This is a genomic window from Streptomyces sp. NPDC050085, from assembly GCF_044460595.1.
Classification (GTDB): Bacteria; Actinomycetota; Actinomycetes; order Streptomycetales; family Streptomycetaceae; genus Streptomyces.
Map to the genome: position 1 here is coordinate 67,359 of NZ_JBITJZ010000009.1, position 24,161 is coordinate 91,519.

22 protein-coding genes, 5 tRNA genes and 1 pseudogene are annotated in these 24,161 nt (G+C 69.2%); 16 read left to right on the forward strand and 12 right to left on the reverse strand.

Annotated features, from left to right (window positions below; translation table 11 throughout):
* Nucleotides 1-59: 59 nt before the first annotated feature.
* From ACIBUY_RS29575 to ACIBUY_RS29600, 6 genes and pseudogenes are all read right to left on the reverse strand, one after another.
* A complete protein-coding gene (locus ACIBUY_RS29575) occupies nt 60-473 on the reverse strand; it encodes a roadblock/LC7 domain-containing protein (protein WP_005311461.1) in 414 nt (137 codons plus the stop codon).
* A 10-nt stretch (nt 474-483) separates the two neighbouring features.
* Nucleotides 484-3,764: pseudogene (locus tag ACIBUY_RS29580) on the reverse strand (nitrate- and nitrite sensing domain-containing protein).
* A 372-nt stretch (nt 3,765-4,136) separates the two neighbouring features.
* Nucleotides 4,137-4,724: an ATP/GTP-binding protein gene (locus ACIBUY_RS29585; RefSeq protein WP_365572764.1), complete on the reverse strand. Its 588-nt coding sequence runs from the start codon at nt 4,722-4,724 to the stop codon at nt 4,137-4,139.
* Nucleotides 4,705-5,118, reverse strand: coding sequence for a DUF742 domain-containing protein (locus ACIBUY_RS29590; RefSeq protein WP_365572761.1), 414 nt, complete (start codon nt 5,116-5,118; stop codon nt 4,705-4,707). The genes ACIBUY_RS29585 and ACIBUY_RS29590 overlap by 20 nt, the downstream gene beginning before the upstream one ends.
* 194 nt (nt 5,119-5,312) lie before the next feature.
* The gene (locus ACIBUY_RS29595; RefSeq protein ID WP_003951074.1) at nt 5,313-5,726 is read right to left on the reverse strand and encodes a roadblock/LC7 domain-containing protein; all 414 of its coding nucleotides are present in this window, start codon (nt 5,724-5,726) and stop codon (nt 5,313-5,315) included.
* Nucleotides 5,727-5,735: 9 nt separating this feature from the next.
* Nucleotides 5,736-9,551: a nitrate- and nitrite sensing domain-containing protein gene (locus ACIBUY_RS29600; RefSeq protein ID WP_399154249.1), complete on the reverse strand. Its 3,816-nt coding sequence runs from the start codon at nt 9,549-9,551 to the stop codon at nt 5,736-5,738.
* A 573-nt stretch (nt 9,552-10,124) separates the two neighbouring features.
* Here ACIBUY_RS29600 and ACIBUY_RS29605 point away from each other — a divergent pair.
* The 3 genes from ACIBUY_RS29605 (at nt 10,125) to gltX (ending at nt 12,662) form a co-directional block, all read left to right on the forward strand.
* A complete protein-coding gene (locus tag ACIBUY_RS29605) occupies nt 10,125-10,313 on the forward strand; it encodes a hypothetical protein (RefSeq protein ID WP_365572755.1) in 189 nt (62 codons plus the stop codon).
* Between the two features lie 86 nt (nt 10,314-10,399).
* Complete coding sequence (locus tag ACIBUY_RS29610) at nt 10,400-11,185, forward strand: fumarylacetoacetate hydrolase family protein (protein WP_399154250.1); 786 nt, start codon at nt 10,400-10,402, stop codon at nt 11,183-11,185.
* Nucleotides 11,178-12,662, forward strand: a complete 1,485-nt coding sequence (gene gltX / locus ACIBUY_RS29615; RefSeq protein WP_399154251.1) for a glutamate--tRNA ligase — start codon at nt 11,178-11,180, stop codon at nt 12,660-12,662. Before ACIBUY_RS29610 ends, gltX begins: the two co-directional genes overlap by 8 nt.
* A 71-nt stretch (nt 12,663-12,733) precedes the next feature.
* Here the strand turns inward: gltX and ACIBUY_RS29620 are convergent, their stop codons facing one another.
* Nucleotides 12,734-13,141, reverse strand: a complete 408-nt coding sequence (locus ACIBUY_RS29620) for a hypothetical protein (protein ID WP_365572746.1) — start codon at nt 13,139-13,141, stop codon at nt 12,734-12,736.
* Between the two features lie 139 nt (nt 13,142-13,280).
* Between ACIBUY_RS29620 and ACIBUY_RS29625 the strand changes: the two genes are divergently transcribed.
* The 6 genes from ACIBUY_RS29625 to ACIBUY_RS29650 all read left to right on the forward strand — a co-directional run bounded on the left by ACIBUY_RS29625 (nt 13,281) and on the right by ACIBUY_RS29650 (nt 14,634).
* The gene (locus tag ACIBUY_RS29625) at nt 13,281-14,003 is read left to right on the forward strand and encodes an HAD family hydrolase (protein WP_399154252.1); all 723 of its coding nucleotides are present in this window, start codon (nt 13,281-13,283) and stop codon (nt 14,001-14,003) included.
* Between the two features lie 89 nt (nt 14,004-14,092).
* Nucleotides 14,093-14,164 (forward strand) — tRNA-Gln (locus ACIBUY_RS29630).
* Between the two features lie 41 nt (nt 14,165-14,205).
* Nucleotides 14,206-14,278: transfer RNA gene (locus ACIBUY_RS29635), tRNA-Glu, on the forward strand.
* Between the two features lie 63 nt (nt 14,279-14,341).
* Nucleotides 14,342-14,414 (forward strand) — tRNA-Glu (locus tag ACIBUY_RS29640).
* 33 nt (nt 14,415-14,447) lie between these two features.
* Nucleotides 14,448-14,519, forward strand: a tRNA-Gln gene (locus ACIBUY_RS29645).
* A 42-nt stretch (nt 14,520-14,561) separates the two neighbouring features.
* A tRNA-Glu gene (locus ACIBUY_RS29650) sits at nt 14,562-14,634 on the forward strand.
* Between the two features lie 170 nt (nt 14,635-14,804).
* On the opposite strand, the gene ndgR is transcribed toward ACIBUY_RS29650, so the two are convergent.
* Nucleotides 14,805-15,521 carry an IclR family transcriptional regulator NdgR gene (ndgR, locus tag ACIBUY_RS29655; RefSeq protein WP_010984119.1) on the reverse strand — a complete coding sequence of 239 codons (717 nt, stop codon included), beginning with the start codon at nt 15,519-15,521 and terminating at the stop codon, nt 14,805-14,807.
* A gap of 187 nt (nt 15,522-15,708) precedes the next feature.
* On the opposite strand from ndgR, the gene leuC reads away from it, so the two are divergent.
* The 4 genes from leuC (at nt 15,709) to ACIBUY_RS29675 (ending at nt 19,072) form a co-directional block, all read left to right on the forward strand.
* On the forward strand, nt 15,709-17,139 hold the full coding sequence (gene leuC, locus ACIBUY_RS29660; protein ID WP_365572740.1) for a 3-isopropylmalate dehydratase large subunit: 1,431 nt from the start codon (nt 15,709-15,711) through the stop codon (nt 17,137-17,139).
* 6 nt (nt 17,140-17,145) lie between these two features.
* Nucleotides 17,146-17,739, forward strand: coding sequence for a 3-isopropylmalate dehydratase small subunit (leuD, locus tag ACIBUY_RS29665; RefSeq protein WP_365572737.1), 594 nt, complete (start codon nt 17,146-17,148; stop codon nt 17,737-17,739).
* A 295-nt stretch (nt 17,740-18,034) separates the two neighbouring features.
* Nucleotides 18,035-18,274, forward strand: a complete 240-nt coding sequence (locus ACIBUY_RS29670; RefSeq protein ID WP_365572735.1) for a hypothetical protein — start codon at nt 18,035-18,037, stop codon at nt 18,272-18,274.
* A gap of 132 nt (nt 18,275-18,406) precedes the next feature.
* Nucleotides 18,407-19,072, forward strand: a complete 666-nt coding sequence (locus ACIBUY_RS29675) for an HU family DNA-binding protein (protein ID WP_365572732.1) — start codon at nt 18,407-18,409, stop codon at nt 19,070-19,072.
* A 109-nt stretch (nt 19,073-19,181) separates the two neighbouring features.
* Here the strand turns inward: ACIBUY_RS29675 and ACIBUY_RS29680 are convergent, their stop codons facing one another.
* Complete coding sequence (locus tag ACIBUY_RS29680) at nt 19,182-19,394, reverse strand: hypothetical protein (RefSeq protein ID WP_365572729.1); 213 nt, start codon at nt 19,392-19,394, stop codon at nt 19,182-19,184.
* A gap of 13 nt (nt 19,395-19,407) precedes the next feature.
* On the reverse strand, nt 19,408-20,040 hold the full coding sequence (gene cofC / locus ACIBUY_RS29685) for a 2-phospho-L-lactate guanylyltransferase (RefSeq protein ID WP_365572726.1): 633 nt from the start codon (nt 20,038-20,040) through the stop codon (nt 19,408-19,410).
* Between the two features lie 135 nt (nt 20,041-20,175).
* Between cofC and ACIBUY_RS29690 the strand changes: the two genes are divergently transcribed.
* From ACIBUY_RS29690 to ACIBUY_RS29700, 3 genes are all read left to right on the forward strand, one after another.
* Nucleotides 20,176-20,955, forward strand: coding sequence for a lysophospholipid acyltransferase family protein (locus ACIBUY_RS29690; RefSeq protein ID WP_365572723.1), 780 nt, complete (start codon nt 20,176-20,178; stop codon nt 20,953-20,955).
* Nucleotides 20,952-21,962 carry an NAD(P)H-dependent glycerol-3-phosphate dehydrogenase gene (locus ACIBUY_RS29695; protein ID WP_365572720.1) on the forward strand — a complete coding sequence of 337 codons (1,011 nt, stop codon included), beginning with the start codon at nt 20,952-20,954 and terminating at the stop codon, nt 21,960-21,962. Before ACIBUY_RS29690 ends, ACIBUY_RS29695 begins: the two co-directional genes overlap by 4 nt.
* Before the next feature lie 69 nt (nt 21,963-22,031).
* The gene (locus ACIBUY_RS29700; protein ID WP_399154253.1) at nt 22,032-23,222 is read left to right on the forward strand and encodes a D-alanine--D-alanine ligase family protein; all 1,191 of its coding nucleotides are present in this window, start codon (nt 22,032-22,034) and stop codon (nt 23,220-23,222) included.
* Between the two features lie 21 nt (nt 23,223-23,243).
* Here the strand turns inward: ACIBUY_RS29700 and ACIBUY_RS29705 are convergent, their stop codons facing one another.
* A complete protein-coding gene (locus ACIBUY_RS29705; RefSeq protein WP_365572714.1) occupies nt 23,244-23,750 on the reverse strand; it encodes a DUF3515 domain-containing protein in 507 nt (168 codons plus the stop codon).
* 20 nt (nt 23,751-23,770) lie between these two features.
* A complete protein-coding gene (locus tag ACIBUY_RS29710; RefSeq protein ID WP_361720591.1) occupies nt 23,771-24,004 on the reverse strand; it encodes an Lrp/AsnC ligand binding domain-containing protein in 234 nt (77 codons plus the stop codon).
* Nucleotides 24,005-24,161: the final 157 nt, after the last annotated feature.

Consider the following 24,161-nt stretch of genomic DNA (forward strand, 5'->3'; position numbering starts at 1 on the left):
TGTGGAGCCGCGTCCCGAAACTTTACGGCCACGGGACGCGAAAACGCACCGCCTGTCTGTTAGTTGAGAAGGCTTCCCTGAAGCTCCGCACGCAGGTCGGGGGTGAGAACCGAGCCCGCGCGGTCGACAAGAAGGGCCATCTCGTACCCAACGAGGCCAATGTCCGCCTCGGGGTGTGCAAGGACGGCGAGCGAAGAACCGTCGGAGATGGACATGATGAAGAGGAATCCCCGCTCCATCTCCACAACCGTCTGGTTCACCGCGCCGCCCTCGAAGATGCGGGACGCGCCCGCGGTCAGCGAGGTCAGTCCCGACGCGACGGCCGCCAACTGGTCGGCGCGGTCGCGGGGGAACCCTTCGGACATCGCCAGAAGGAGTCCGTCGGCGGAGACCACCACGGTGTGGGACACCCCGGGGGTGTTGTCCACGAAGTTGGTGATCAACCAGTTCAGGTTCTGTGCCGCCTGGCTCATCGGGCTCACACTAACGCTCCTGGATGTAGGTGCTGTCAGGACCACTGTGGTGAATACCGGTGGCCTGGCCGTTCGTCTGGATCACTGCTGTTCACCGCTGCCCTCGTCGCGACCCCGCTGCACGCCGCGACGCAGATTGCTCAACCTGCCCCGTACGTCCTCGGGGGCGCGGGAGACCTGCGGACCGCCCTGCGGCGTCGACTCCGCTGTGCCCTCGACCAGGTTGGCCTTGGGCACGCGGCGCGGCAGCCCGGACGAGGTGACCCCGCCCGCCTTCGGCTCCTTCAGCCGCTCCGCGCGCTCCCACCGCTCGTCGTTGGCGGAACGCCAGATGTCACTGGTGTCGCCGCCCGTCGACGGGGCGGGCGCCTGTGCCGGGGATTCCTCGCGCTGAGGGGCGCTGGAGCCCCGGCGCGGCAGACCGGCGTCGGTCATTTCGTGCGCGACGGAAGGAGAGGGGCCGGCCGAGGGTGCGGGGGTGTGCGGGGCGAAGCCTACGCTGTCCCGCTGCGCCGCGTCAGCCGCCCGATCGGATTCCGCTTCGGGTGCGTACGACGTCTGGAAGTCGCCCTGGTAGGCGTCCTGCGCCTGCCAGTCGGCCTGCTGCGCGGGCTCCTCGAAGGCGTTGTACGACTCCTGGGAGACTTCCGCATAGCCGTCCTGCGGGGCGTAGCCGGACGGGAAGCCGCCCTGCTGTCCACCGTCGTAGGCCGGCTGCGCGGGGGCGAAGGCGTCGTATCCGCCCTGCTGCCCGCCGTCGTAGGCGACCCCCTGCTCCTTGTAGACACCCTGAGCCTGATCGTCGTAGGCGACCTGCTGCTGGTGGTCGTAGCCGAGCTGCTGACCGTCGTACGCGGACTGCTGTTCTGCGTGGTCTGCGTGGTCTGCGCGGTCTGCGTACGCCGGCTGGTTCTGCTGGGGCTGCTGCGGGGCGACCTCGTCGCGGAACAGCGGGCGCTCGCCCGGCAGCTGGCCGTCCTGGCCCTGTGCGTGCGCCTCCAGGGCCGCACGCCGCTCCTCACGCATGAGGGAGCGGCCGACCGGGTCCAACTCACGGGCGTCGTCCGGGACTTCGTAGCGGCTGTCGTCGAAGCCGAGCTCGGCCGCCGTGCGCAGCGGAGCCTTCTCGAAGGCCTGCTGCGTCGGGATCATCGTCGAGACGGTGAACTCGCTGTGGTCGGGCTGCGCCTCGCCGCCGCCACCGCCGTGCGTGATCGCGTCCGGGAGCATGACCAGGGAGGTCGTGCCCGCCTGCTCGCCCGAGGGGCGCAGCTGGACGCGGATGCCGTGCCGGTCGGCGAGCCGGCCGACCACGAACAGGCCCATGCGCTGGGAGATCGCGGCGTCCACGGTCGGCGGGTTGGCCAGCTTGTGGTTGATGTCCGCGAAGTCCTCGGCGGTGAGGCCGATGCCCTTGTCGTGGATCTCGATCATGATGCGGCCGTCGGGGAGACGGGTCGCGGTGACGCGGACCTTGGTCTGCGGGGAGGAGAACGTGGTCGCGTTCTCCAGGAGCTCGGCGAGCGCGTGCACGAGGTCGGTGACCGCGCGGCCGTGGATGTCGGCCTCGGGGACGCCCTGCAGCTCGATGCGCTCGTACTGCTCCACCTCGGAGGTGGCGGCGCGCAGGACGTCGACCAGCGGGACCGGCTGGTCCCAGCGGCGGCCCGGCTCCTCGCCGGCGAGGACCAGGAGGTTCTCGCCGTTGCGGCGCATACGGGTCGCGAGGTGGTCCAGGCGGAAGAGGTTCTCCAGCTGGTCCGGGTCGGCCTCGTTGTTCTCCAGGTCGGTGATGAGGGTCAGCTGGCCCTCGATCAGCGACTGGTTGCGGCGCGAGAGGTTGGTGAAGATCGCGTTGATGTTGCCCCGCAGGAGGGCCTGCTCGGCGGCGAGCCGTACCGCTTCCCGGTGAACCTGGTCGAAGGCGCGGGCGACCTCGCCGATCTCGTCGGTCGTGGTGATCGGGATCGGCTGGACGCGGGTGTCCACGCGGCCCGGCTCGGTGCGCGAGAGCTGGTCGACCAGCATCGGCAGGCGCTGCTCGGCCACGTCGAACGCGGCGGAGCGCAGGCGGCGCATGGAGCGGGACATCTGGCGGGCCATCATCCCGGCGAGCAGGAACGCGGCGAGCAGGGCGATCACGACGGCGGCGCCGATGATGATCGCCTGGCGCTTGGCGTCGTCGGCGATGCCGGAGGCCTCGGTCACGGCCTTGTCGGCGAGATTCGACTCGATCGTGCGGTAGGCGTTGAACTTCGCGGTGTTGACCGCCCACCAGTTGTCGACCGTCACGCCCTTCTGCGCGAGCGCGAGACGGGCGCTGGGCTGGGTGCTCGGCATCGCCACCAGGTCGCCGACCATCTCGGTGGAGTCGGCCGGCGGCGGGACGTAGCTGGGGTTCTCCTGCTTGACGGCCGCGGCGCGCTTCACGCCGTCCGCCTTCAGCTGCTTGATCGCGGCGTCGAGCTTGTCGAGGTCGGCCTGCGTGCCGCCGCCCTTGTACTCCTCGATGGCGATGCCCTCGAGGTAGGCGTAACTGCCGAGCGCGGTGCGCTGCTTGGCGAAGGACGTCACGGTCGGGCCGGGCTTGACCAGCAGGTGCATGCCGATGGAGCGCTCCAGCGAGAGCGCCGCCTTGGTCAGCGAGATCGCGTAGACGGTGCGGCCGTAGCTGGTGATGTTTCCGGTGCCGAGGCCGAGCTCGTTGGCGAACTCCATCAGCGGGTGCTGGATGGCGACGTAGCCCTCTTCGGTCGCGACGCCGGGCAGCTTGGAGGTGTAGGCGGCGGCGCGCAGCTTCTCCAGGCCGCCCTCGACCTTGGTGAACTGCGCCATGCGGCGCTCGAGCCCGGCGGTGTGCGGCATGTTCTGCGCCGCGGCGTGGAACGCGGTCGCGGCGGCGTCCGTCGCCTTGCGCGCCTTGACCACCGCCGGGTCGTTCTTCTTGCCCTGGAGCAGGGGAGCGGCGGAGGCGTCGCGCTCCTGGATGAGCTGGTCGCCGTACGTCAGCGACGCCTGGACCAGGCGCGCGGTGTTCTCGGCGTCCTGGGCCTCGTGCCACGTGTCAATGGAGCTCTTCACCTGGAAGCCGCCCATGACAAGGCCGACGAGTACGGGTATGAGCAGGATCGCGTTCAGCTTCGTGGGCACGCGCCAGTTGCGCGGCGACATCCGGCCGCCCGACGGCGCGGGTGCCGCCTCGGCCGGTGCGGCCTGTGCCGCTGTGCGCGGCGGCGGGGTGAAGTTGCCCCGCGCCGACGCCGGCTCGGGACTGTTCTTGCTTCGCCTCACTCGACCAACAACCTCTCGGCGTCGGCACCTACTCCGTGCCGCTGTATGTCTCCAGGCCCGTTCTTACTGGGCAGTTCAGCGCATTCCAGCACGTCAGGAGGTGCACTTCCAAACAGTCGGAACCGGAAGCTCCGCGTGATGTATGCCCTAGATAAAACGGTCATAAAGAGCGAGCCCCGCCAAAAGGCGGGGCTCTTGTGAGCGCAGTGGAACCGGGTGTGCGCGACGTGTGTCGGCGCCACCGGAATTCTCTGTCGAAACGTTATGAACACAGTGGCCCCGCGTGTCAAAGGCCACAGGGGCCGCTGCGGGGCCTACGACAACTGCCGTACGGATCCAGCCACTTGGTGGCTGACTTCCGACCGCTTCTGTCTACTTGAGACGAGCCATCAGCGCGTGCTCCACCAGCGTGATCAGCGCACTCTTTGCATCCGCACGGTGTCGGGCGTCCGTCGTGATGATCGGGGTGTCGGGCCCGATCTGCAGCGCCTCGCGCACCTCTTCGGGAGCGTAGGGCTGGTGACCGTCGAAGCCGTTGAGGGCGACGACGAACGGCAGACCGGAGTTCTCGAAGTAGTCCACGGCCGGGAAGCAGTCGGCGAGGCGGCGCGTGTCCACGAGCACGACGGCGCCGATCGCGCCGCGCACGAGGTCGTCCCACATGAACCAGAAGCGGTCCTGTCCCGGCGTGCCGAACAGGTAGAGGATCAGGTCCTGGTCGAGCGTGATGCGGCCGAAGTCCATGGCGACCGTGGTGGTCGTCTTGTCCCCGGTGTGGGTCAGGTCGTCGATGCCCGCGGACGCGGACGTCATGACGGCCTCGGTGCGCAGCGGGTTGATCTCGGACACGGCGCCCACGAACGTGGTCTTGCCGACGCCGAAGCCACCGGCCACCACGATCTTGGCCGAGGTGGTCGAACGGGCGGCTCCCGTCGCGCCGTCAGAGCTTGCGAAGTCCACTGAGCACCCTTTCGAGCAGAGTCACGTCCGGCGCACCGCCGTTGTTCTCGTCGCCGCCCGGCTGGTGAATGGCGACGAGCCCGGCCTCGGCCAGGTCCGCGACGAGGATCCGGGCCACCCCGAGAGGCATCGACAGCAGGGCCGACACCTCCGCGACCGACTTCACCTCACGGCACAGGTGGCAGATGCGCTGGTGCTCGGGGAGCAGGGTCACCAGGGACGCCGGGTCGGCGGTCGTGGAGACGAGCGCCTCGATGGCGAGCTGGTAGCGCGGCCGGGTCCGGCCGCCGGTCATCGCGTAAGGGCGGACCAGCGGCTGGTCGCCCTCAGGACCGTAGGCGGCGTGTGCCGCGGCACTGCCGTACGGATCGTGAGGAGCGGTGGGCGGGGTCATGGATCCTCCGGGCGGGACGGCAGGTCGGGCACCTGTCGTCTGAGGGTGGGCCGGTGGGGGAGTTGTGACGGCCATTCGATGAAACGGAGCTGAAAGGGAGCTGATCGGAAGGGGATTGCGTGACTGCTGTGGTTTCCGGGGCTGGTGGTGCGTAAGACTGTGGAGACCGCCGGGGTTACCGGCCGTCACCCGCCTCAGTGCAGGAGGCTCCCCTGGAGCTCGGCACGCAGATCCGGGGTGAGCACGGCGCCCGCCCGGTCGACGAGGAGCGCCATCTCGTACCCGACGAGGCCGATGTCGCACTCGGGGTGCGCGAGCACGGCGAGGGAAGAGCCGTCGGAGACGGACATGATGAAGAGGAAGCCGCGCTCCATCTCCACGACCGTCTGGTTCACCGGCCCGCCCTCGAAGATTCTCGAGGCCCCGGCCGTCAGTGAGGTGAGCCCCGACGCCACGGCCGCCAGCTGGTCCGCGCGGTCGCGCGGGAATCCCTCGGACATCGCGAGCAGCAGACCGTCCGCGGACACCACCACCGTGTGCGAGACACCCGGGGTGTTGTCCACGAAGTTGGTGATCAACCAGTTCAGGTTCTGTGCCGCCTGGCTCATCTGGCTCAACTAACGCTCCTGCTGGTGAGTGGGGCTGGGGTAGCTGCCGGTCTGACCGGTGCCACCGGCGTTGCGACCCTGCTGGATGCCCCTACGGAGATTGGTCAGCCGTCCGCGTACGTCGTCGGGCGCACGCGAGACCTGAGGACCGGTCTGGTTCTGCTGCTCCTGTGCCGTGCCCGCCACGAGGTTCGCCCGGGGCACACGGCGCGGCAGGCCCGAGACGGTGACGCCGCCCGCGGCGGGCTTGCGCACCCGCTCGGCCTGACGCATCAGCTCGTCGTTCGGGGACTGTCGCCAATTGGCCTGGTTCTGGCCGGAGTCGGGGACGGGCGCGGCCGCGGGACGCGCGGCCGGGGCCGGCGTCTGCGGGCGCTGCGGAGCCTGCTGCGGGGCTCCGCGCTGCGGCAGCGGCTGCTGCGTGTGCTGCTGCGGCTGGGCGTACGGCTGCTGGTTCTGCGGCTGGCCCTGGACCGGCTGGCCCTGGTCCTGCTGCTGTCCCTGCTGACCGTGGAACCAGTTCGTCTCGAGCGTGTCGTACAGCGGCGTACGGCCGTCACCGATACCGGCCGGCGGCAGGTAGTCCTGCTGCGCGGGCTGCATCGGGACGCCCTGGGCACCCTGGTTCTGGCCGGACGGACGCGGCGCGGGCGGGTAGTCCTGCGCCCCGCGCTGCCGCGGCGCCGCCGGACGCTCGAACTGACCGGTGCCGGACAGGTCCTGAGGACGCTCGAACTGGCCGGTGCCCGAGGGGTCCTGAGGACGCGCGAACGGGTCCTGCGGGCGCTCGAACTGGCCGGTGCCGGACGACGAGCCGTTGCCGTTCGCCATGCCGTTGCCGTGGGACATCCCGTTCGCGCCACCGTGGTTCGGCGCGCCGCCGAAGACGTCGGAGCGGACGAACTGACCGGTGTTCTGGCCCTGGCTCTGACCCTGGCCCTGGCCGGGCTGGGGTGCGGGACGCGGCGCGTCGTAGTCGGGGCGGGCGAACTCGGCCGTGGAACCGGGGCCCTGGCGCTCGTCCTGGACCCGCGGGAACCGTGCCGTGGAGTCCGGCTCGTCGTGCTCGCGCGGGGCGTCGAGCCGCGGCTGCGCGTTCTCGTCGCTCCAACTCGGCACGCGGGGCTGCGGGTTGCCACCGGGCAGCTCGGCACGCGGGCCGCCGCGCGGGGGCAGCACCGGGCGTCGGCCCTGCTGCTCGGCGGGGTCGCTGTGCGTGCGCTGCTGCGGCGGGACCGGGCCCTGGGGGCGGGCGTCGAACATGCCCGGCTCCTGCTGGGCCCGCGCGGGCTGGGGAGCCTGCGGGGTCTGGGGCCGCTGCTGACCCTGGTGCCCGGGCTGCTGCTGTCCCTGCTGTCCCTGCTGACCTTGCTGACCGAAGTCGCGGGACCCCTGCGAGACCTGCGGGTTGTTCTGGTTGTGCTGGTTGTGCTGGGGGTTCTGGTTGTTCTGGTTGTTCTGGGGACCGCCGTCGCGGCCGGGCAGAGCGGCCCGGGGCCCACCGGTACCGGCACCGACCTGCGGCCGCGCCGCACCCGGGCCCGCACCGAGCCGGCCCGCGGCGCCACCACCGGCACCCGGCGTGACACCGCGCCGAGCGGCGGCGGCACCGGCCGCGGCCTGCGCGGCAGCGGGACCACCCGTGGTGCCGGGACCCGGAGCCTTCTTGCCGCCCTGGGCGACGTCGACGGGCAGCATGACGAGCGCGGTCGTACCGCCGGAGTCCGACGGACGGAGCTGGATGCGAATGCCGTGACGCTGCGACAGACGACCGACCACGAACAGACCCATGCGACGCGAGACGGACACGTCCACGGTCGGCGGGGACGCGAGCCGCTCGTTGATCGCGGCGAGGTCCTCGGGCGACAGACCGATACCGGTGTCGTGGATCTCGATCAGCACGCGCCCGTCGGGCAGCGCGTGACCGGTGACCTTGACCTTGGTCTGCGGCGACGAGAACGAGGTCGCGTTCTCGAGGAGCTCGGCGAGCAGGTGCACGAGGTCGTTGACGACGCGGCCGGCGACATCGGTCGCGGGCACGGCGGCCAGCTCGATGCGCTCGTACTGCTCCACCTCGGACGCGGCGGCACGCAGCACGTCGACGAGCGGCACGGGCCGCGTCCACCGGCGGCCGGGCTCCTCACCCGCGAGGACGAGGAGGTTCTCACCGTTACGGCGCATGCGGGTCGCGAGGTGGTCGAGCTTGAACAGCGACGACAGCTGGTCCGGGTCGGCCTCACGGGACTCGAGCTCGGAGATGAGCGACAGCTGACGCTGGATGAGGCCCTGGGAACGGCGCGAGAGGTTGGTGAACATCGCGTTGACGTTGCCCCGGAGGAGGGCCTGCTCGGCGGCGAGACGCACGGCCTCGCGGTGCACGTCGTCGAAGGCCGCGGCCACCTGGCCGATCTCGTCCCGGGAGTGCACACCGACGGACTCGACGGAGGTGTCGACGTCCTGCGGGTCCGACTCCGACAGCTGCTTGACCAGCTCGGGCAGCCGGTCCTGGGCGACCTTGGTCGCGGTGTCCTGCAGTCGCCGCAGCGACCGGATCATGGACCGGGCCACGACGAAGGCGCCGACGAGGGAGACGCCGAGCACGATCAGGATCAGCGCACCGTTGAGGATGGCGGACTGCTCGGAGGAGTTGCGCAGCTCGCGGGCCTGCTGCTCCATCTGGTTGAGCAGCGTCAGCTCGATCTTGGACATCTCCTGGATCCGGGAGCTGTCCGCGTCGACCCAGTCCTTGTAGGAGCGCTTGTCCTGGGTCTTGATGCCGTCCTGCTTGGCGAGGACTCGCTGTGCGTACTTGTCCGCTGCCTTGATGCTGGCGTTGTTCTCGTCCAGCGGCTTGAGGAGTTCTTCCGCGTCGATGTTGCCGTAGACGCTCTTGAAGGACTCCAACTGCGACGTCTGGTTCTCCTGGGCGGCTGCGGCATATTGCCGGTCGACCTCGGAGAGGGTGCCGAACGTGGTGCTGTTGGCCGGCAGCGCGGCGGCGATGACAGCACGCTGTTCGGACGCGTACTCCTTCGCGGAGGAGAACGCCGAGAGGGCGCGGGTGCGCTGGATCATCTCGGGGTTGCTGGTCGCCTGGGCCATGTCCGTGGACAGGGACAGCAACTGCTCGATGATGCGGGCGTACGCCTCGACGGTCTGCGAGGAGTTCGCCTTGCTGGCGTAGGCGTCCTGCCGGATCTTGTTGAGCGTGATCAGCTCGTGGGCGATCTGCACGGCGTGCTCGCGCACACCGTTGAGGCTGCCGGACTCGCCGTCGCTCTCGATGTTCGTCGTGCTCTGCAGGAAGGTGTCACGGGCGCGGTCGGTCTTGGTCCGCGAGGCCTTGATGCCGAAGTCTTCCGTCGCCTTGGAGCCGTTGGACAGCGGCCCCGCCGACTGGTCGCGCTCCTCCTGGAGCGCCGACGCCAGGTCGGTGGCCTGCTTCGTCATCTCGGTCAGCAGCTTCATGTTGTCGAGCTGCTGGATGTCGTCCAGGGACTCCGCGATGCGCAGTGCGCCCAGTGAGGTCGCGGCGACCACGGGCAGCGTCAGAAGCGCCACCAGACGGGTCGAGATGCGCCAGTTGCGCAGGGCTATTCGCGGACCGGGCCCGGTGGGTCCCTTGGCCTTCACCGAGGGTGCCGCGGGCGCGGTCGGGCCACCGGCCACCGTGGAGCGCCCGTCGCGCTCCCCGGTGTCGACGGACGCCGTGCGCCCCGGGTTCTGGGCGTGCGGGGCCTGGGAACCGCCGGCTATCGGGCCGGTCCCGCCGCGCGGCTCCGGCTCCGCCGCAGCGCTGCCATCCCTGTTCTTACGTCCCTGCACTAGCGTCGCAACCTCTGGACCAGGCGTCCCGCCCGCATGCGCGGCCAAGACGGTGTCGGCGTAGTTCGAGGGGCGACCTGAAACGCCCCCCTGTGGTCGTGAGTGACCGGCGCTGGCTCCCCCTCCCCGCCGCTGTTCGGCGCTCTTTCGCGCCCCTGCGCGCCGGTTCGATCCCGCGGCGGTCCCGCGAATTCCAGCACAGTGCAGGATCTCCAACAAGGCCCGAGGGGCGCACCGCCCCCTCCGTGACACCATGTGAGGGGAGTGTCACGAGACGTAGAAAGTGATCTAGAGGAAAGCGGTCATATGCGGCCATTCCAGGTACGGTCGGGGGGTGTCCCAGTCGCCATGATCGGGAGCGGAATGGTGGCTTCAGGGATGCAATGTCCGTTTCTCGTACGGGAGTTGACGGCCCGAAGTGCCCCATTTGCGTACGCGCTCGTGAGCAAACTCACACGAGCTGGATCACAACTTCCCGGCTTTCGGCGGGAATCAGATGTTTAGCCTGACGCTTTACAGGGATGGCCCAACAGACAACCGAGCAGTCGACCGAGAAGGTTCCAGAGCGAAGCCATGAAGACGACGACGATGTTCCTCAACCTCGCGAACCCGCGGCGCACCACGCTCGCGCACCTCAAGGACGCGGACGAGATCCAGGCGGCCCCGGCCCTCCCGGACCACGCGACGACGCTCCCCACGAACACGGCGAACCCGCGCCGCACCATCCTGATGGTCGCCCCGGAGGCAGCCCCCGTCGTCTGACGGACCACGCCCCCGCGCACCGCGTTAGCCTGGGACCCGTACCAAGACCCAGGCCCACCGGCACAGACAAAGGGGCGCAGCCACCCGTGCGCATCGCCAGATTCTCCATCGACGGGAACGTCGCCTTCGGCGCGGTCGAAGGCGACAAGCCTGAAGAGCTCGTCCTCGACATCATCAAGGGCATCCCGTTCGCGGACTTCGAGCTGAGCGGCACCAAGGTCCCGGTCAGCAAGGTCCGGCTGCTGCCGCCCGTGCTCCCGAACAAGGTGATCGCCTTCGGCCGCAACTACGCGGAGCACGCGAAGGAACTCGGCAACGAGGTCCCGGACGCCCCCTTCGCCTTCTTCAAGCCGTCGACCTCCGTGATCGGCCCCGGCGACGAGATCCAGTACCCGACCTTCTCCGAGGACCTGCACCACGAGGCGGAGCTCGCCGTGGTCATCGGCCGCATGTGCCGCGAGGTCCCGCGCGAGCGCGTCAACGACGTGATCCTCGGATACACCGCGGCGAACGACGTGACCGCCCGCGACGTCCAGAAGCGCGAGAAGCAGTGGGCCCGCGCCAAGGGCTTCGACACCTCCTGCCCGCTCGGCCCCTGGGTGGAGACGGACCTGGACGTGGCGGCGGCCTCCGACCTCACGATCCAGTGCACGGTCAACGGCCAGCAGCGCCAGCTCGGCCGTACGTCGGACATGATCACGCCCATCGCGGACCTGATCGCGAACATCTCCGAGGCCATGACGCTGCTTCCCGGCGACGTCATCCTCACGGGCACCCCGGAAGGGGTCGGCCCGCTCCGTGTCGGCGACGAGGTCGCCGTCACCATCGAAGGCATCGGCACTCTCACCAACAAGGTTGTCAAGCGTGGCTAGCGCATCCGCCCCAGCAGTCCGTGTCCGTTTCTGCCCCTCGCCCACTGGTAACCCGCACGTGGGCCTGGTCCGCACCGCCCTGTTCAACTGGGCCTTCGCGCGCCACAACCAGGGCACCCTGGTCTTCCGCATCGAGGACACCGACGCGGCCCGCGACTCGGAGGAGTCGTACGAGCAGCTCCTGGACTCGATGCGCTGGCTCGGCTTCGACTGGGACGAGGGCCCCGAGATCGGCGGCCCGCACGCGCCGTACCGCCAGTCGCAGCGGATGGACATCTACAAGGATGTCGCGCAGAAGCTTCTGGACAACGGGCGCGCGTACTACTGCTACTGCTCCACGGAGGAGCTGGACGCCCGCCGCGACGCCGCCCGCGCCGCCGGCAAGCCGTCCGGCTACGACGGCCACTGCCGCGAGCTGACCGCCGAGCAGAAGCAGGCGTACGAGGCGGAGGGTCGCAAGCCCATCGTCCGCTTCCGCATGCCCGACGAGACGATCACGTTCACGGACCTGGTCCGCGGCGACATCACGTACGAGCCGGAGAACGTCCCGGACTACGGCATCGTCCGCGCCAACGGTGCCCCCCTCTACACCCTCGTCAACCCGGTCGACGACGCGCTGATGGAGATCACGCACGTCCTGCGCGGCGAGGACCTGCTGTCCTCCACCCCTCGCCAGATCGCCCTCTACGCGGCGCTCAAGGACCTCGGCATCGCGAAGCAGACGCCGGTCTTCGGCCACCTCCCGTACGTCATGGGCGAGGGCAACAAGAAGCTCAGCAAGCGCGACCCCCAGTCGTCGCTGAACCTCTACCGCGAGCGCGGCTTCCTCCCCGAGGGCCTGCTCAACTACCTCTCGCTGCTCGGCTGGTCCCTCTCGGCGGACCGCGACATCTTCTCGATCGACGAGATGGTGGCCGCCTTCGACGTCAAGGACGTCCAGCCGAACCCGGCCCGCTTCGACCTCAAGAAGTGCGAGTCGATCAACGGCGACCACATCCGCCTGCTCGACCCCAAGGACTTCGCGGCCCGCTGCGAGCCCTGGCTGAAGGCGCCCTTCGCGCCCTGGGCCCCGGAGGACTTCGACGAGGCGAAGTGGGCGGCGATCGCCCCGCACGCGCAGACCCGCCTCAAGGTCCTCTCCGAGATCACGGACAACGTCGACTTCCTGTTCCTCCCCGAGCCGGCCTTCGACGAGGCCAGCTGGACGAAGGCCATGAAGGAAGGCTCCGACGCCCTCCTCACCACGGCCCGCGAAAAGCTGGAGTCCGCGGACTGGAACTCGGCGGAGTCCCTGAAGGAGGCCGTCCTGGCCGCAGGCGAGGCCCACGGCCTCAAGCTCGGCAAGGCCCAGGCCCCGGTCCGCGTGGCCGTCACCGGCCGCACGATCGGCCTCCCGCTCTTCGAGTCCCTGGAGATCCTGGGCAAGGAGCGGACACTGACCCGCATTGACGCGGCGCTGGCGAAGCTCGCGGGCTGACCGGTTGACATGAGGAAGGGGGCGACGACCAGCCGGGTCGTCGCCCCCTTCCTCATGCCCACAAGGCAGTGCTACGCGTAGGCGTGCCGCCAGCTGGTGCACGTTCCCGATACGACGGTCCCGTTGTCACGGAGACAGACCTTGAAGTAGACGTCCGCGTACTCGGCGATCTCCTCGTCCCGCTTTTCGCAGGTCTGCGCGCCCCCACCGTTGTAGATCGAGTGCACGGTGCCGCCGCTGCCGACCTTCCAGTAGCCGATGACTCCAGCACCGTCGGGCCAGTTGTCGCAGACGTAGAAGAGCTCGCCATAGTTGTCGAAGCGCATGGATCCCTGAGCGGGGGAGGAGTACTTGCCGCTCGCGGCGGTGTCGGCCTCGTAGGTAGTGGCAGAAGCGGGCGTGGCCGCGAAGGCCATGGCCGCAGTCAGCGCAGCCGCCGCGCCCGCCCCCGCGAACATGCGCCGTTTGAACGTGGACATAGTTCCCCCTCGATGTGTTAATCGAACGAACTGTCGATCAATCTTAGGTGGATGAGGCTCAAGGGGTGGGGATTTTCCCTGCACTGGGTGGGACTGTTGAGGGCGGTGGGTCGACCGCACCCGTGGGTATCGTCCCCTCATGCCCATCCGCGCCATCGTCTGGGACATCGACGACACCCTCTTCGACTACGCCACGGCGGACACCACCGGCATGCGCGCCCACCTCACCACCGAGGGTCTCCTCGATGACTTCGGCACCGCCGAGCGCGCCCTCGCCCACTGGAAGGCGCTGACCCGCGAGCACTGGGCCCGCTTCGAGGCGGGGGAGGCCGACTGGGAGGGGCAGCGCAGGGACCGGGTGCGGGCCTTCGTGCGGCAGCGGGAGATGGACGACGCGACGGCCGACGCCTGGTTCGCCCGCTACCTCACCCACTACGAGGCGGCCTGGGCCCTGTTCCCGGACACGGTGCCCGCCCTCGACACCCTCGCCGACGACTACCGGCACGCGGTCCTGTCGAACTCCTCCCTGCACAACCAGGACCGCAAGCTCCGCGTCCTCGGCGTGCGAGACCGCTTCGAGGCCGTCCTGTGCGCGGCGGAGCTGGGCGTGGCCAAGCCGGACGCCGCCGCCTTCCACGCGGTGTGCGAGCAGCTGGCCCTGGAGCCGCACGAGATCGCGTACGTCGGTGATCAGCCGGACACCGATGCCCGCGGGGCGACGGAAGCGGGCCTGGTCGGCATCTGGCTGGACCGCGCGGAGATCGGCGGCCGGCCCGAGCTGGTTCGCATCACGGGTCTTGACCAGCTGCCCCCGCTGTTGGCGCGGGATACCCGTTTTGGAGCGCCGGACACCTTCGGGTAATGTTCTTCCTGCGCCGAGGGGAGCGGGACGAAAGCCCAGGACCCGGAAGCGCAAGCCAAGCAAAGATCCCCTAGGGATTGGCGTTTTGGTGGCCTATGGTGTAATTGGCAGCACGACGGTTTCTGGTTCCGTTAGTCTAGGTTCGAGTCCTGGTAGGCCAGCTCGCAGAGCTCATCTGCACCGTGGATTCCAGATCCACAAAGCCCCCGTTGTGTAGCGGCCTAGCACGCTGCCCTCTCAAGGCAGTAGCGCCGGTTCGAATCCGGTCGGGGGTACAGATCCTTCCCGTGGGGACGGTTATGGGTAGCTCCCGCCGACCTCAATGCAGGATCGCTAGGGCCCCCGTTGTGTAGCGGCCTAGCACGCCGCCCTCTCAAGGCGGTAGCGCCGGTTCGAATCCGGTCGGGGGTACTGGTCAAGATCTGAAAATGGTCTAAACCACCATGGCCTATGGTGTAATTGGCAACACTACGGTTTCTGGTACCGTCATTCTAGGTTCGAGTCCTGGTAGGCCAGCTCGCAGAGCTCATCTGCAACCGCGGATCTCGCATCCGCAAGGCCCCCGTTGTGTAGCGGCCTAGCACGCCGCCCTCTCAAGGCGGTAGCGCCGGTTCGAATCCGGTCGGGGGTACGCGCGAACGATCAGAGGCCCTTCCCGAGCAATCGGGAAGGGCCTCTTCGTGTGCGGCAGTTGAGCGGCAGTTGTGCGGTGGCTGAGCGTCTGCGGACACAACTCCGGCCGGCCGCTGCGGCGTTGGAGCGACCGGCCGGAACTGGCAGGAACGTAAAGGGAGTTGTGGATCAGCCCGTGCGGCGCAGGGCCTCGGAGAGGCGGCCCGCGGCGTCGATGACGGCCTGGGCGTGCATCCGGCCCGGGTGACGCGTCAGACGCTCGATGGGTCCGGAGACCGAGACGGCGGCCACCACGCGGTTCGACGGGCCGCGCACCGGCGCGGAGACGGACGCGACGCCCGGCTCCCGCTCGCCGATCGACTGGGCCCAGCCGCGACGGCGTACGCCCGAGAGCGCGGTCGCGGTGAAGCGGGCGCCCTGCAGACCGCGGTGCAGGCGCTCCGGCTCCTCCCAGGCCATCAGGATCTGCGCGGACGAGCCGGCCTTCATCGTGAGCGTCGAACCGACCGGGACGGTGTCCCGCAGTCCGGACAGCCGCTCCGCCGCGGCGACACAGATGCGCATGTCGCCCTGGCGGCGGTAGAGCTGGGCACTCTCGCCCGTGACGTCCCGCAGGTGAGTCAGAACGGGCCCTGCCGTCGCGAGGAGGCGGTCCTCGCCCGCCGCCGCCGCGAGCTCCGCGAGGCGCGGGCCGAGAATGAAACGACCCTGCATGTCGCGCGCCACCATGCGGTGGTGCTCCAGGGCGACCGCAAGGCGGTGAGCTGTGGGTCTTGCCAATCCGGTGGCCGCGACAAGGCCTGCGAGGGTCGCGGGTCCGGACTCCAGGGCGCTCAGGACAAGGGCTGCCTTGTCCAGAACGCCGACGCCGCTACTGTTGTCCATGCGTCGATACTCCCGTCTCACTCTGTGAAACGCAAGTTCAATTTCCCGTGGAACTTGCCACTCTGTACGGACACCGGCCCGCGGACCAACGGGCTCGGCAGCCGACGTCCGGTACGAGGGGTACGAGCGACGGCGATCCGAATCTCTAGTTGGGTCGGCGCACAACAAGCCGACCGGAGGGAAAGCGATGGGTAGGACACTCGCGGAGAAGGTCTGGGACGACCACGTCGTCCGGCGCGCCGAGGGCGAGCCCGACCTCCTCTTCATCGATCTGCACCTGCTGCACGAGGTGACCAGCCCGCAGGCCTTCGACGGGCTGCGCAAGACCGGTCGCACGGTGCGGCGCCTCGATCTCACCATCGCCACCGAGGATCACAACACCCCGACCCTCGACATCGACAAGCCGATCGCCGACCCGGTCTCGCGCGTCCAGCTGGAGACGCTGCGCAAGAACGCGGCCGAGTTCGGTGTGCGCCTGCACTCCCTGGGCGACGTCGAGCAGGGCGTCGTCCACGTCGTGGGACCGCAGCTGGGCCTGACCCAGCCGGGCACGACCGTGGTCTGCGGCGACTCGCACACCTCCACGCACGGTGCCTTCGGCGCCCTCGCGTTCGGCATCGGCACCTCGCAGGTCGAGCACGTCCTCGCCACCCAGACGCTGCCGCTGGCCCGCCCGAAGACCATGGCCATCACGGTCGACGGCGAACTGCCCGAGGGCGTCACGGCCAAGGACCTCATCCTGGCCATCATCGCCAAGATCGGCACCGGCGGCGGCCAGGGCTACATCCTGGAGTACCGCGGCTCGGCCATCGAGAAGCTGTCGATGGAAGCGCGGATGACGATCTGCAACATGTCCATCGAGGCCGGCGCCCGCGCGGGCATGATCGCCCCGGACGAGACCACGTTCGCGTACCTCGAGGGCCGCGCCCACGCGCCCCAGGGCGCCGACTGGGACGCCGCGGTGGAGTACTGGAAGACGCTGAGGACGGACGACGACGCGGTCTTCGACGCCGAGGTCTTCATCAAGGCCGACGAACTCTCCCCGTTCGTCACCTGGGGCACCAACCCCGGTCAGGGCGCGCCCCTTTCGGCCTCCGTCCCCGATCCGGCTTCGTACGAAGACGCTTCGGAGCGCCTCGCCGCCGAAAAGGCCCTGGAATACATGGGGTTGACCGCCGGGCAGCCGCTGCGCGACATCAAGGTCGACACCATCTTCGTAGGTTCCTGCACCAACGGCCGCATCGAGGACCTGCGCGCCGCCGCCGAGATCCTCAAGGGCCGCAAAGTCGCCGACGGCGTACGGGCGCTGATCGTCCCGGGCTCCGCGCGCGTGGGTCTGCAGGCCGTCTCCGAGGGCCTGGACAAGGTCTTCAAGGAGGCCGGCGCCGAATGGCGGCACGCGGGCTGTTCCATGTGCCTGGGCATGAACCCGGACCAACTCGCCCCCGGTGAGCGCTCCGCGTCCACCTCCAACCGCAACTTCGAGGGCCGGCAGGGCAAGGGCGGCCGTACGCACCTGGTCTCGCCCCAGGTCGCCGCCGCCACCGCCGTGCTGGGCCATCTGGCCTCCCCGGCGGACCTCGCCGAAGCCGACGACCGTACGCCCGCTGGAGTCTGATCAGCCATGGAAGCATTCACCACGCACACCGGCCGGGCCGTCCCGCTGCGCCGCAGCAACGTCGACACCGACCAGATCATCCCTGCTCACTGGCTCAAGAAGGTCACGCGGGACGGGTTCGAGGACGGGCTGTTCGAGGCCTGGCGCAAGGACCCCGAGTTCGTGCTCAACAAGCCCGAGCGCGAGGGTGCCACCGTCCTGGTGGCCGGTCCCGACTTCGGCACCGGTTCGTCCCGTGAGCACGCGGTGTGGGCCCTGCAGAACTACGGCTTCAAGACCGTCATCTCCTCCCGTTTCGCGGACATCTTCCGCGGCAACTCCCTCAAGAACGGCCTGCTGACCGTGGTCCTGGACCAGAAGGTCGTGGACGCGCTGCAGGAACTGGTGGAGAACGACCCGCAGGCCGAGATCACGGTCGACCTGCAGGAGCGCGAAGTTCGGGCCGAGGGCGTCACCGCGTCCTTCGAACTCGACGAGAACTCCCGCTGGCGGCTGCTCAACGGGCTCGACGACATCAGCATCACCCTGCAGAACGAGTCGGACATCGCGGCTTACGAGGCCAAGCGCCCCGCGTTCAAGCCGCGCACCGTCCAGGTCTGACCGGCCGGTTCAGTCACCGAGCAAGGCTCATTCAGGCCAGATCCGCAGACCACGTACCCCCAATCGTGCACCGGTTGGGGGTACTTCTGTGTCCGCCTCCGGGCGCTTCCCGATGACCTGAACGGGTGGTCTCTGCGACCTCTCAACTCCCTTGAATACCAAGGGTGTTCCGCGGGTACGCGAGCCTCGGTGCCGCGCTGAGCGGGCATGTCGTGGCAGAGCCCAGGAAGCCCTCGTGGGGCGGGAGTTACCCCCTGCGGAGGCGACAACTCGCCCCAGATGGCACAATCTGTGCATGGACCACGACGGCCAACTCCAGCTGTACGCGGCAGTCGCGGACCAACTCAAGGAAGCGCACACCAGAGTGCGTGCACTGCAAGTCCCGGAGGGCGTACGGATGGCGCTGACCCGGAAGCTGCTGGCCATTACGGCTGCGGCCAAACACGATCTCGCCGGTGCGGCAAGGCGTCTGGAGCGATTCAGGGCGGACCTCGACGACTTCGAAGAGGGCTCCGTCACTGAAGAGGAACTCTGAGACAGCCGAGTTCGTTGCGGCACAAGGGTGATTAGCCCGTTTCGCGTTTGATTTGCGGTATATATCTGCCTAACGTGCGAAAAAGCCGGATCGAAAGAGATTCGTTCCGGCAATGTCTCCGAAGGGGAAGACGTGAACAAGGCGCAGCTCGTAGAAGCGATTGCCGACAAGGTCGGTGGCCGTCAGCAGGCCGCCGAGGCTGTCGACGCGGTACTCGACGCCATCGTCCGTGCCGTGGTCCAGGGTGACCGCGTTTCGGTCACCGGCTTCGGTTCGTTCGAGAAGGTCGACCGCCCGGCCCGTTACGCCCGCAACCCGCAGACGGGTGAGCGCGTCCGGGTCAAGAAGACGTCGGTGCCGCGCTTCCGTGCGGGCCAGGGCTTCAAGGACCTCGTCGCGGGTTCGAAGAAGCTCCCGAAGAACGACGTGGCCGTCAAGAAGGCGCCCAAGGGCAGCCTGACCGGCGGTGCTTCGGCGACGGTCAAGAAGGCCGCGGCCAAGAAGACGACGGCGAAGAAGGCCGCCGCCAAGAAGGCCACGCCGGCGAAGAAGACCGTCGCGAAGAAGGCCACGGCGAAGAAGACCACCGCCAAGAAGGCCACCGCCACCGCCAAGAAGGCCGCGGCGAAGAAGACCACGGCCAAGAAGGCGGCTCCGGCGAAGAAGGCGGCCACCGCCAAGAAGGCCACCGCCAAGAAGACCGCGCCCGCGAAGAAGGCCACGGCCAAGAAGGCCCCCGCCAAGAAGTCGACGGCGCGCAAGACCACCGCCAAGAAGGCCACCGCCCGCAAGAAGTAAGGGCACCTGCCTTCTTGGGCGTACGCCACAAGGCTGCTCACGCGCCGGGCCGGGCTCCCCTCGGGGAGCCCGGCCCGCGGCATGTGAGCGGCCTTTTTGGTTGTGCGGTTCAGAAGGTCTGCAGCGTCACGAGCGTGATCTGCCGTGCCTGGGCGCCGTCTTCGTCGCCTTGGACCTCGATCCGCACCCGCTGGCCGGGCCGCAGCAGCCGGAGGCCGCCCGCGTCGAAGGCGGCGGCGTCGAACGGCACCGGGGTGCCGTCATCCAGAAGGACGCTGCCGGAGCGGGAATCGGGGTCGTACGTGTACGCGGTGGCCTGCATGCAGGCAGCGTACTCAGTCCACCGGCAGGAGCCCCGCCGTGGCCTTGGCCGTGTACGCGCCCACGCCGAGGGCGAGCGCGGCGCGCAGGTCGTCGCCGGTGTCGACGTCCTGGCGCACGGAGTCGACGCCGTCGAGGGGGAGTTCCGCGGCGCCGGACGCCGTGTGCCGGGCGCGTGAGGCCGTGCCGAATGCGGGGCGCAATTCCGCGCCGGGGGCCGCGGACAAGAGTGTTGTGCCGATTCCGGCGGCATCGGGCAGAAATGCCCGGGGAAATGCGGCGGCCGCAGCGAGAACGCGGGCCAATTCCATGGGGCGCAGCGCCGGCAGATCGGCGTTCAGGGCCGCGAGAGCGGCCGCGGGGCGCAGGGAGCGTACGGCAGCGGCTCCGTGCGCGAGAGCGGCGTTGAGGCCCGCCTGCGGGGTGTCGGGGACGATGCGGGCGCCCAGGGCAGCCAGTTCGCGTCCGGCGCGGGCGTCGTCCGTGACGACCACCACATCGCGCACCGCCGCACAGGCCCGCGCCGCCGCCACGGTGTCCTGGGCGAACGCCAGGGCGAGGCCCGGGCGCAGGCCCCCGGCCGCGGGCGCCAGCCTGCTCTTGGCCCGCACCAGCGGTTTCAGCGGTATCACCAGGGTCCACTGCACGCGCCTATTGTGACCTGTGCATGAGGTGGCCCGAGTGGGGCGGGCGTACGGTGTTCTCGACAGACCGGTGACCCGGGGCGACACTTGTGCGGCCCGTCAGGTCTCACCTGCCAGGTCCTAGAGGAAGGTGTCCGAGTGTCCCGCCGCAGAATCGGCTTCTGGTACCGCTTCGCAGCGGTCCTCTGCAAACCGCCGCTGGTGGTTCTGTTCAAGCGGGACTGGCGCGGAATGGAGAACATTCCTGCCGACGGCGGATTTATCACCGCGGTGAACCACAATTCGCATCTGGACCCGTTCCTGTATGCCCACTTTCAGTACAACAGTGGACGAGTCCCGCGTTTCCTCGCCAAGCACGGCCTCTTCAAGAAGGGGTTCGTGGGCGCCGCGATGCGTGGCACCGGGCAGATTCCCGTCTATCGCGAGTCGACGAACGCACTGAGCGCCTTCCGCGCCGCGATCGACGCCGTGGAGCGCGGTGAGTGCGTGGCCTTCTATCCCGAAGGAACGCTCACCCGGGATCCCGAACTGTGGCCGATGACCGGTAAGACGGGCGTCGCCCGCGTCGCTCTGCAGACGAAGTGCCCGGTCATTCCCGTCGGCCAGTGGGGCGCCACCGACGCGCTCGCCCCTTATGCGAAGAAGCCGGATTTCTTCCCGCGCAAGACGCACCATGTCCTCGCCGGTGAACCCGTCGACCTGTCGCGTTACTACGACAAGGAGATGACGCCGGAACTCCTCAAGGAGGTCACCGAGGTCATCATGGTCGAGATCACCTCGCTGGTGGCGCAGCTGCGCGGCGAGAAGGCTCCGGCCAAGCGGTACGACCCGCGTGAGGCGCGGATCCAGCAGCGTCGCAAGTCCCAGGCGGGCAGCGGCAGTTCGGCAGTCGAGGGAACCCCTGAGGAGAGCAAGTGAGCCGTCCCGCGAAGGTCGCCGTCTTCGGGACCGGCTCCTGGGGCACGGCGTTCGCCATGGTGCTCGGTGACGCGGGCTGTGACGTCACGCTGTGGGCCCGCCGCGCCGACCTCGCCGAGACGGTCAACTCCACGCGTACGAACCCCGATTACCTGCCGGGCGTCGAACTCCCGCAGAGCGTGCGCGCGACCAACGACCCGGCCGAGGCCGCGGCGGGCGCCGACTTCACCGTGCTCGCCGTGCCGTCGCAGACGCTGCGCGGCAACCTCGCCGCGTGGGCGCCGCTGCTCGCCCCCGACACCGTGCTCGTCTCCCTGATGAAGGGTGTGGAGCTCGGCTCGGCCATGCGGATGAGCGAGGTCGTCGAGGACGTCACCAAGGTCGGCGAGGACCGCATCGCGATCGTCACCGGGCCGAACCTCGCCCGCGAGATCGCCGCCCGCCAGCCCGCCGCCGCGGTCGTCGCCTGCCGCGACGAGGCCGTCGCCCAGCGGCTCCAAGTCGCTTGCCACACCCCGTACTTCAGGCCGTACACGAACACGGACGTGGTCGGCTGCGAGCTCGGCGGCGCCGTCAAGAACGTCATCGGCCTCGCCGTCGGCATCGCCGACGGCATGGGGCTCGGCGACAACACGAAGGGCTCGCTCATCACGCGCGGCCTCGCGGAGACGACGCGCCTCGGACTCGCCATGGGCGCCGACCCGATGACGTTCTCCGGGCTCGCGGGCCTCGGCGACCTGGTGGCCACCTGCTCGTCCCCGCTGTCGCGCAACCACACCTTCGGCACCAACCTCGGCAAGGGCATGACCCTCGAGGAGACCATCGCGGTCACCAAGCAGACCGCCGAGGGCGTGAAGTCCTGTGAGTCCGTGCTCGATCTGGCGCGCCGGCACGGTGTCGACATGCCGATCACCGAGACCGTCGTCAGCATCGTCCACGAGGGGAAGCCGCCGGTCGTCGCGGTGAAGGAGCTCATGTCGCGCTCCGCCAAGTCCGAGCGACACTGAGCGACGGTCGCACGGCTCGGCTCTTCGGGCGCTGACTCCGGTAGTACCAGCAGGTACGCTCAACGCGATATGAGCAGCGAGAACCTCCCCCAGAGCCCTGCGTCCGCCGCGTCCTCCGCGTCCTCTGTGAGTGGTGCGAGCGGGCAGAAGCCGTGTGTCGCCGTCGTCTTCGGTGGTCGTAGCTCCGAACACGGCGTCTCCGTCGTCACCGCGGGCGCCGTGCTGCGCGCCATCGACCGCTCCAAGTACGACGTGCTGCCGATCGGCATCACGCGCGACGGGCGGTGGGCGCTGACGTCGGACGACCCGGAGCGGATGGCCATCGTCGACCGCCAGGTGCCGGACGTCGACCAGCTCGCCGAGTCGCCCGAGGGCGGCGTGGTGCTCCCCGTCGACCCGTCCTCGCGCGAAGTCGTCTACACCGAGCCGGGATCCGTCCCCAAGGCGCTCGGTGACGTCGACGTCGTCTTCCCCGTGCTGCACGGCCCCTATGGCGAGGACGGCACGATCCAGGGCCTCCTGGACCTGTCGGGAACGCCGTACGTCGGCTGCGGTGTGCTCTCCTCGGCCGTCGGCCAGGACAAGGAGTACATGAAGCGGATCTTCACGTCCTTCGGGCTGAAGGTCGGCCCCTATCTGGTGATCCGGCCGCGCGAGTGGGAGAGCGACCAGGAGGGCGCGCGGCGCCGCATCGCGGACTTCGTCGGCGAGCAGGGCTGGCCGCTGTTCATCAAGCCCGCACGCGCGGGCTCGTCGTTCGGCATCACGAAGCTCGACTCCTTCGAGGGGCTCGACGAGGCCATGGAGACGGCCCGCGCCCACGACCCGAAGGTGATCGTCGAGGCGGGCATCGTGGGGCGCGAGATCGAGTGCGGGGTCCTGGAGTTCGAGGACGGGCCGCGCGCCTCCGTCCCGGCCGAGATCCCGCCCGTACAGGCCCATGACTTCTACGACTTCGAGGCCAAGTACATCGACTCCGCCGCCGGGATCGTGCCCGCGCCGCTCACGCCGGAGGAGACGGCCGAGGTCCAGCGGCTCGCCGTCGCGGCCTTCGACGCGGTGTCCTGCGAGGGCATCGTGCGCGCGGACTTCTTCCTCACCGAGGACGGCGAGTTCGTGATCAACGAGATCAATACGCTGCCGGGCTTCACGCCCATCTCCATGTACCCGCGGATGTGGCAGGAGAGCGGAGTCAGCTACCCGGAGCTGGTGGACAAGCTCCTGCAGGCGGCGCTGCGACGCCCGACCGGGCTGCGCTAGCCCGTCCCGCAGAGCACGGTGTCAGGAGGCGATCCCCTTGGGGATCGCCTTCTTCATGGCCGGGGCCAGATCGACGAGGATGCTCGAACTGTCCCGTCCCTTCTCCGCGCTCACCTCGACATAGGCCTGCCGATTGGCGGTGGTGAACCGGTACGTGCCGTCGTCCTGCTTCTCCATCAGCCAGTCCACCCCGTTCACCCCGCCCGCGACGGCGTCGTCGTCCGCGCCCTCGGCGACCTTGGGGTCGATCATCTTGGGGGGTTGCGCGACACCGCAGCGCAGTATGATCGCGTTGCCTCCCCAGGCCGCGGTCAACGCGGACGCGGGCTTCGGGTCCTCGCGACCCAGACCGTCCACCTTCGCCGGCAGTACCTTGTCCAGGTTCTGGCACAGCTTCGCAACCGTCGCGTCCGGGCGGGGAACCACGATCGACGCGCTGCCGTCTGCTGAGGAGCAGCCCGCCGCAGCGATCAGGCAGAGTGCGGGCAGCCCGAGGACGAGGCGGGGCCGGTGACGGAAAGAGTTCACCGGCACAGGGTAGACGGGGGCTACAGGTGGACGACCGGGCAGGTCAGGGTGCGGGTGATGCCGTCCACTTGCTGGACCTTGGCGACCACCATGCGACCCAGCTCGTCGACCGTGTCGGCCTGTGCGCGCACGATCACGTCATAGGGGCCGGTGACGTCCTCGGCCTGAATCACTCCTGCGATCTTGCCGATCAGCTCGGCGACGGTCGACGCCTTGCCGACTTCGGTCTGGATCAGGATGTACGCCTGTACCACGGAACCTCCAGGGCGGCCACGAGGATCATGTGGGGAGAAGGGACGCCACGGTATCGCGTCGTTGGTCGCCGCGGGGAGACCCGGGGTGGCTGTGGCGTAGAGACCGCGTTTGCGCTTGACGCGCACCAGATCGTAGAGGCAGGCCCATGACGGAAGC

Coding starts and splice junctions, on each gene's coding strand:
- ACIBUY_RS29625 (WP_399154252.1), top strand. CDS start 13,281: ATGCCCATCCGCGCCATCGTCTGGGACATCGACGACACCCTCTTCGAC.
- ACIBUY_RS29590 (WP_365572761.1), bottom strand. CDS start 5,118: ATGACCCCGCCCACCGCTCCTCACGATCCGTACGGCAGTGCCGCGGCA.
- leuD (WP_365572737.1), top strand. CDS start 17,146: ATGGAAGCATTCACCACGCACACCGGCCGGGCCGTCCCGCTGCGCCGC.
- ndgR (WP_010984119.1), bottom strand. CDS start 15,521: ATGGACAACAGTAGCGGCGTCGGCGTTCTGGACAAGGCAGCCCTTGTC.
- ACIBUY_RS29595 (WP_003951074.1), bottom strand. CDS start 5,726: ATGAGCCAGGCGGCACAGAACCTGAACTGGTTGATCACCAACTTCGTG.
- ACIBUY_RS29670 (WP_365572735.1), top strand. CDS start 18,035: ATGGACCACGACGGCCAACTCCAGCTGTACGCGGCAGTCGCGGACCAA.
- ACIBUY_RS29575 (WP_005311461.1), bottom strand. CDS start 473: ATGAGCCAGGCGGCACAGAACCTGAACTGGTTGATCACCAACTTCGTG.
- leuC (WP_365572740.1), top strand. CDS start 15,709: ATGGGTAGGACACTCGCGGAGAAGGTCTGGGACGACCACGTCGTCCGG.
- ACIBUY_RS29680 (WP_365572729.1), bottom strand. CDS start 19,394: ATGCAGGCCACCGCGTACACGTACGACCCCGATTCCCGCTCCGGCAGC.
- ACIBUY_RS29605 (WP_365572755.1), top strand. CDS start 10,125: ATGAAGACGACGACGATGTTCCTCAACCTCGCGAACCCGCGGCGCACC.
- ACIBUY_RS29700 (WP_399154253.1), top strand. CDS start 22,032: ATGAGCAGCGAGAACCTCCCCCAGAGCCCTGCGTCCGCCGCGTCCTCC.
- ACIBUY_RS29620 (WP_365572746.1), bottom strand. CDS start 13,141: ATGTCCACGTTCAAACGGCGCATGTTCGCGGGGGCGGGCGCGGCGGCT.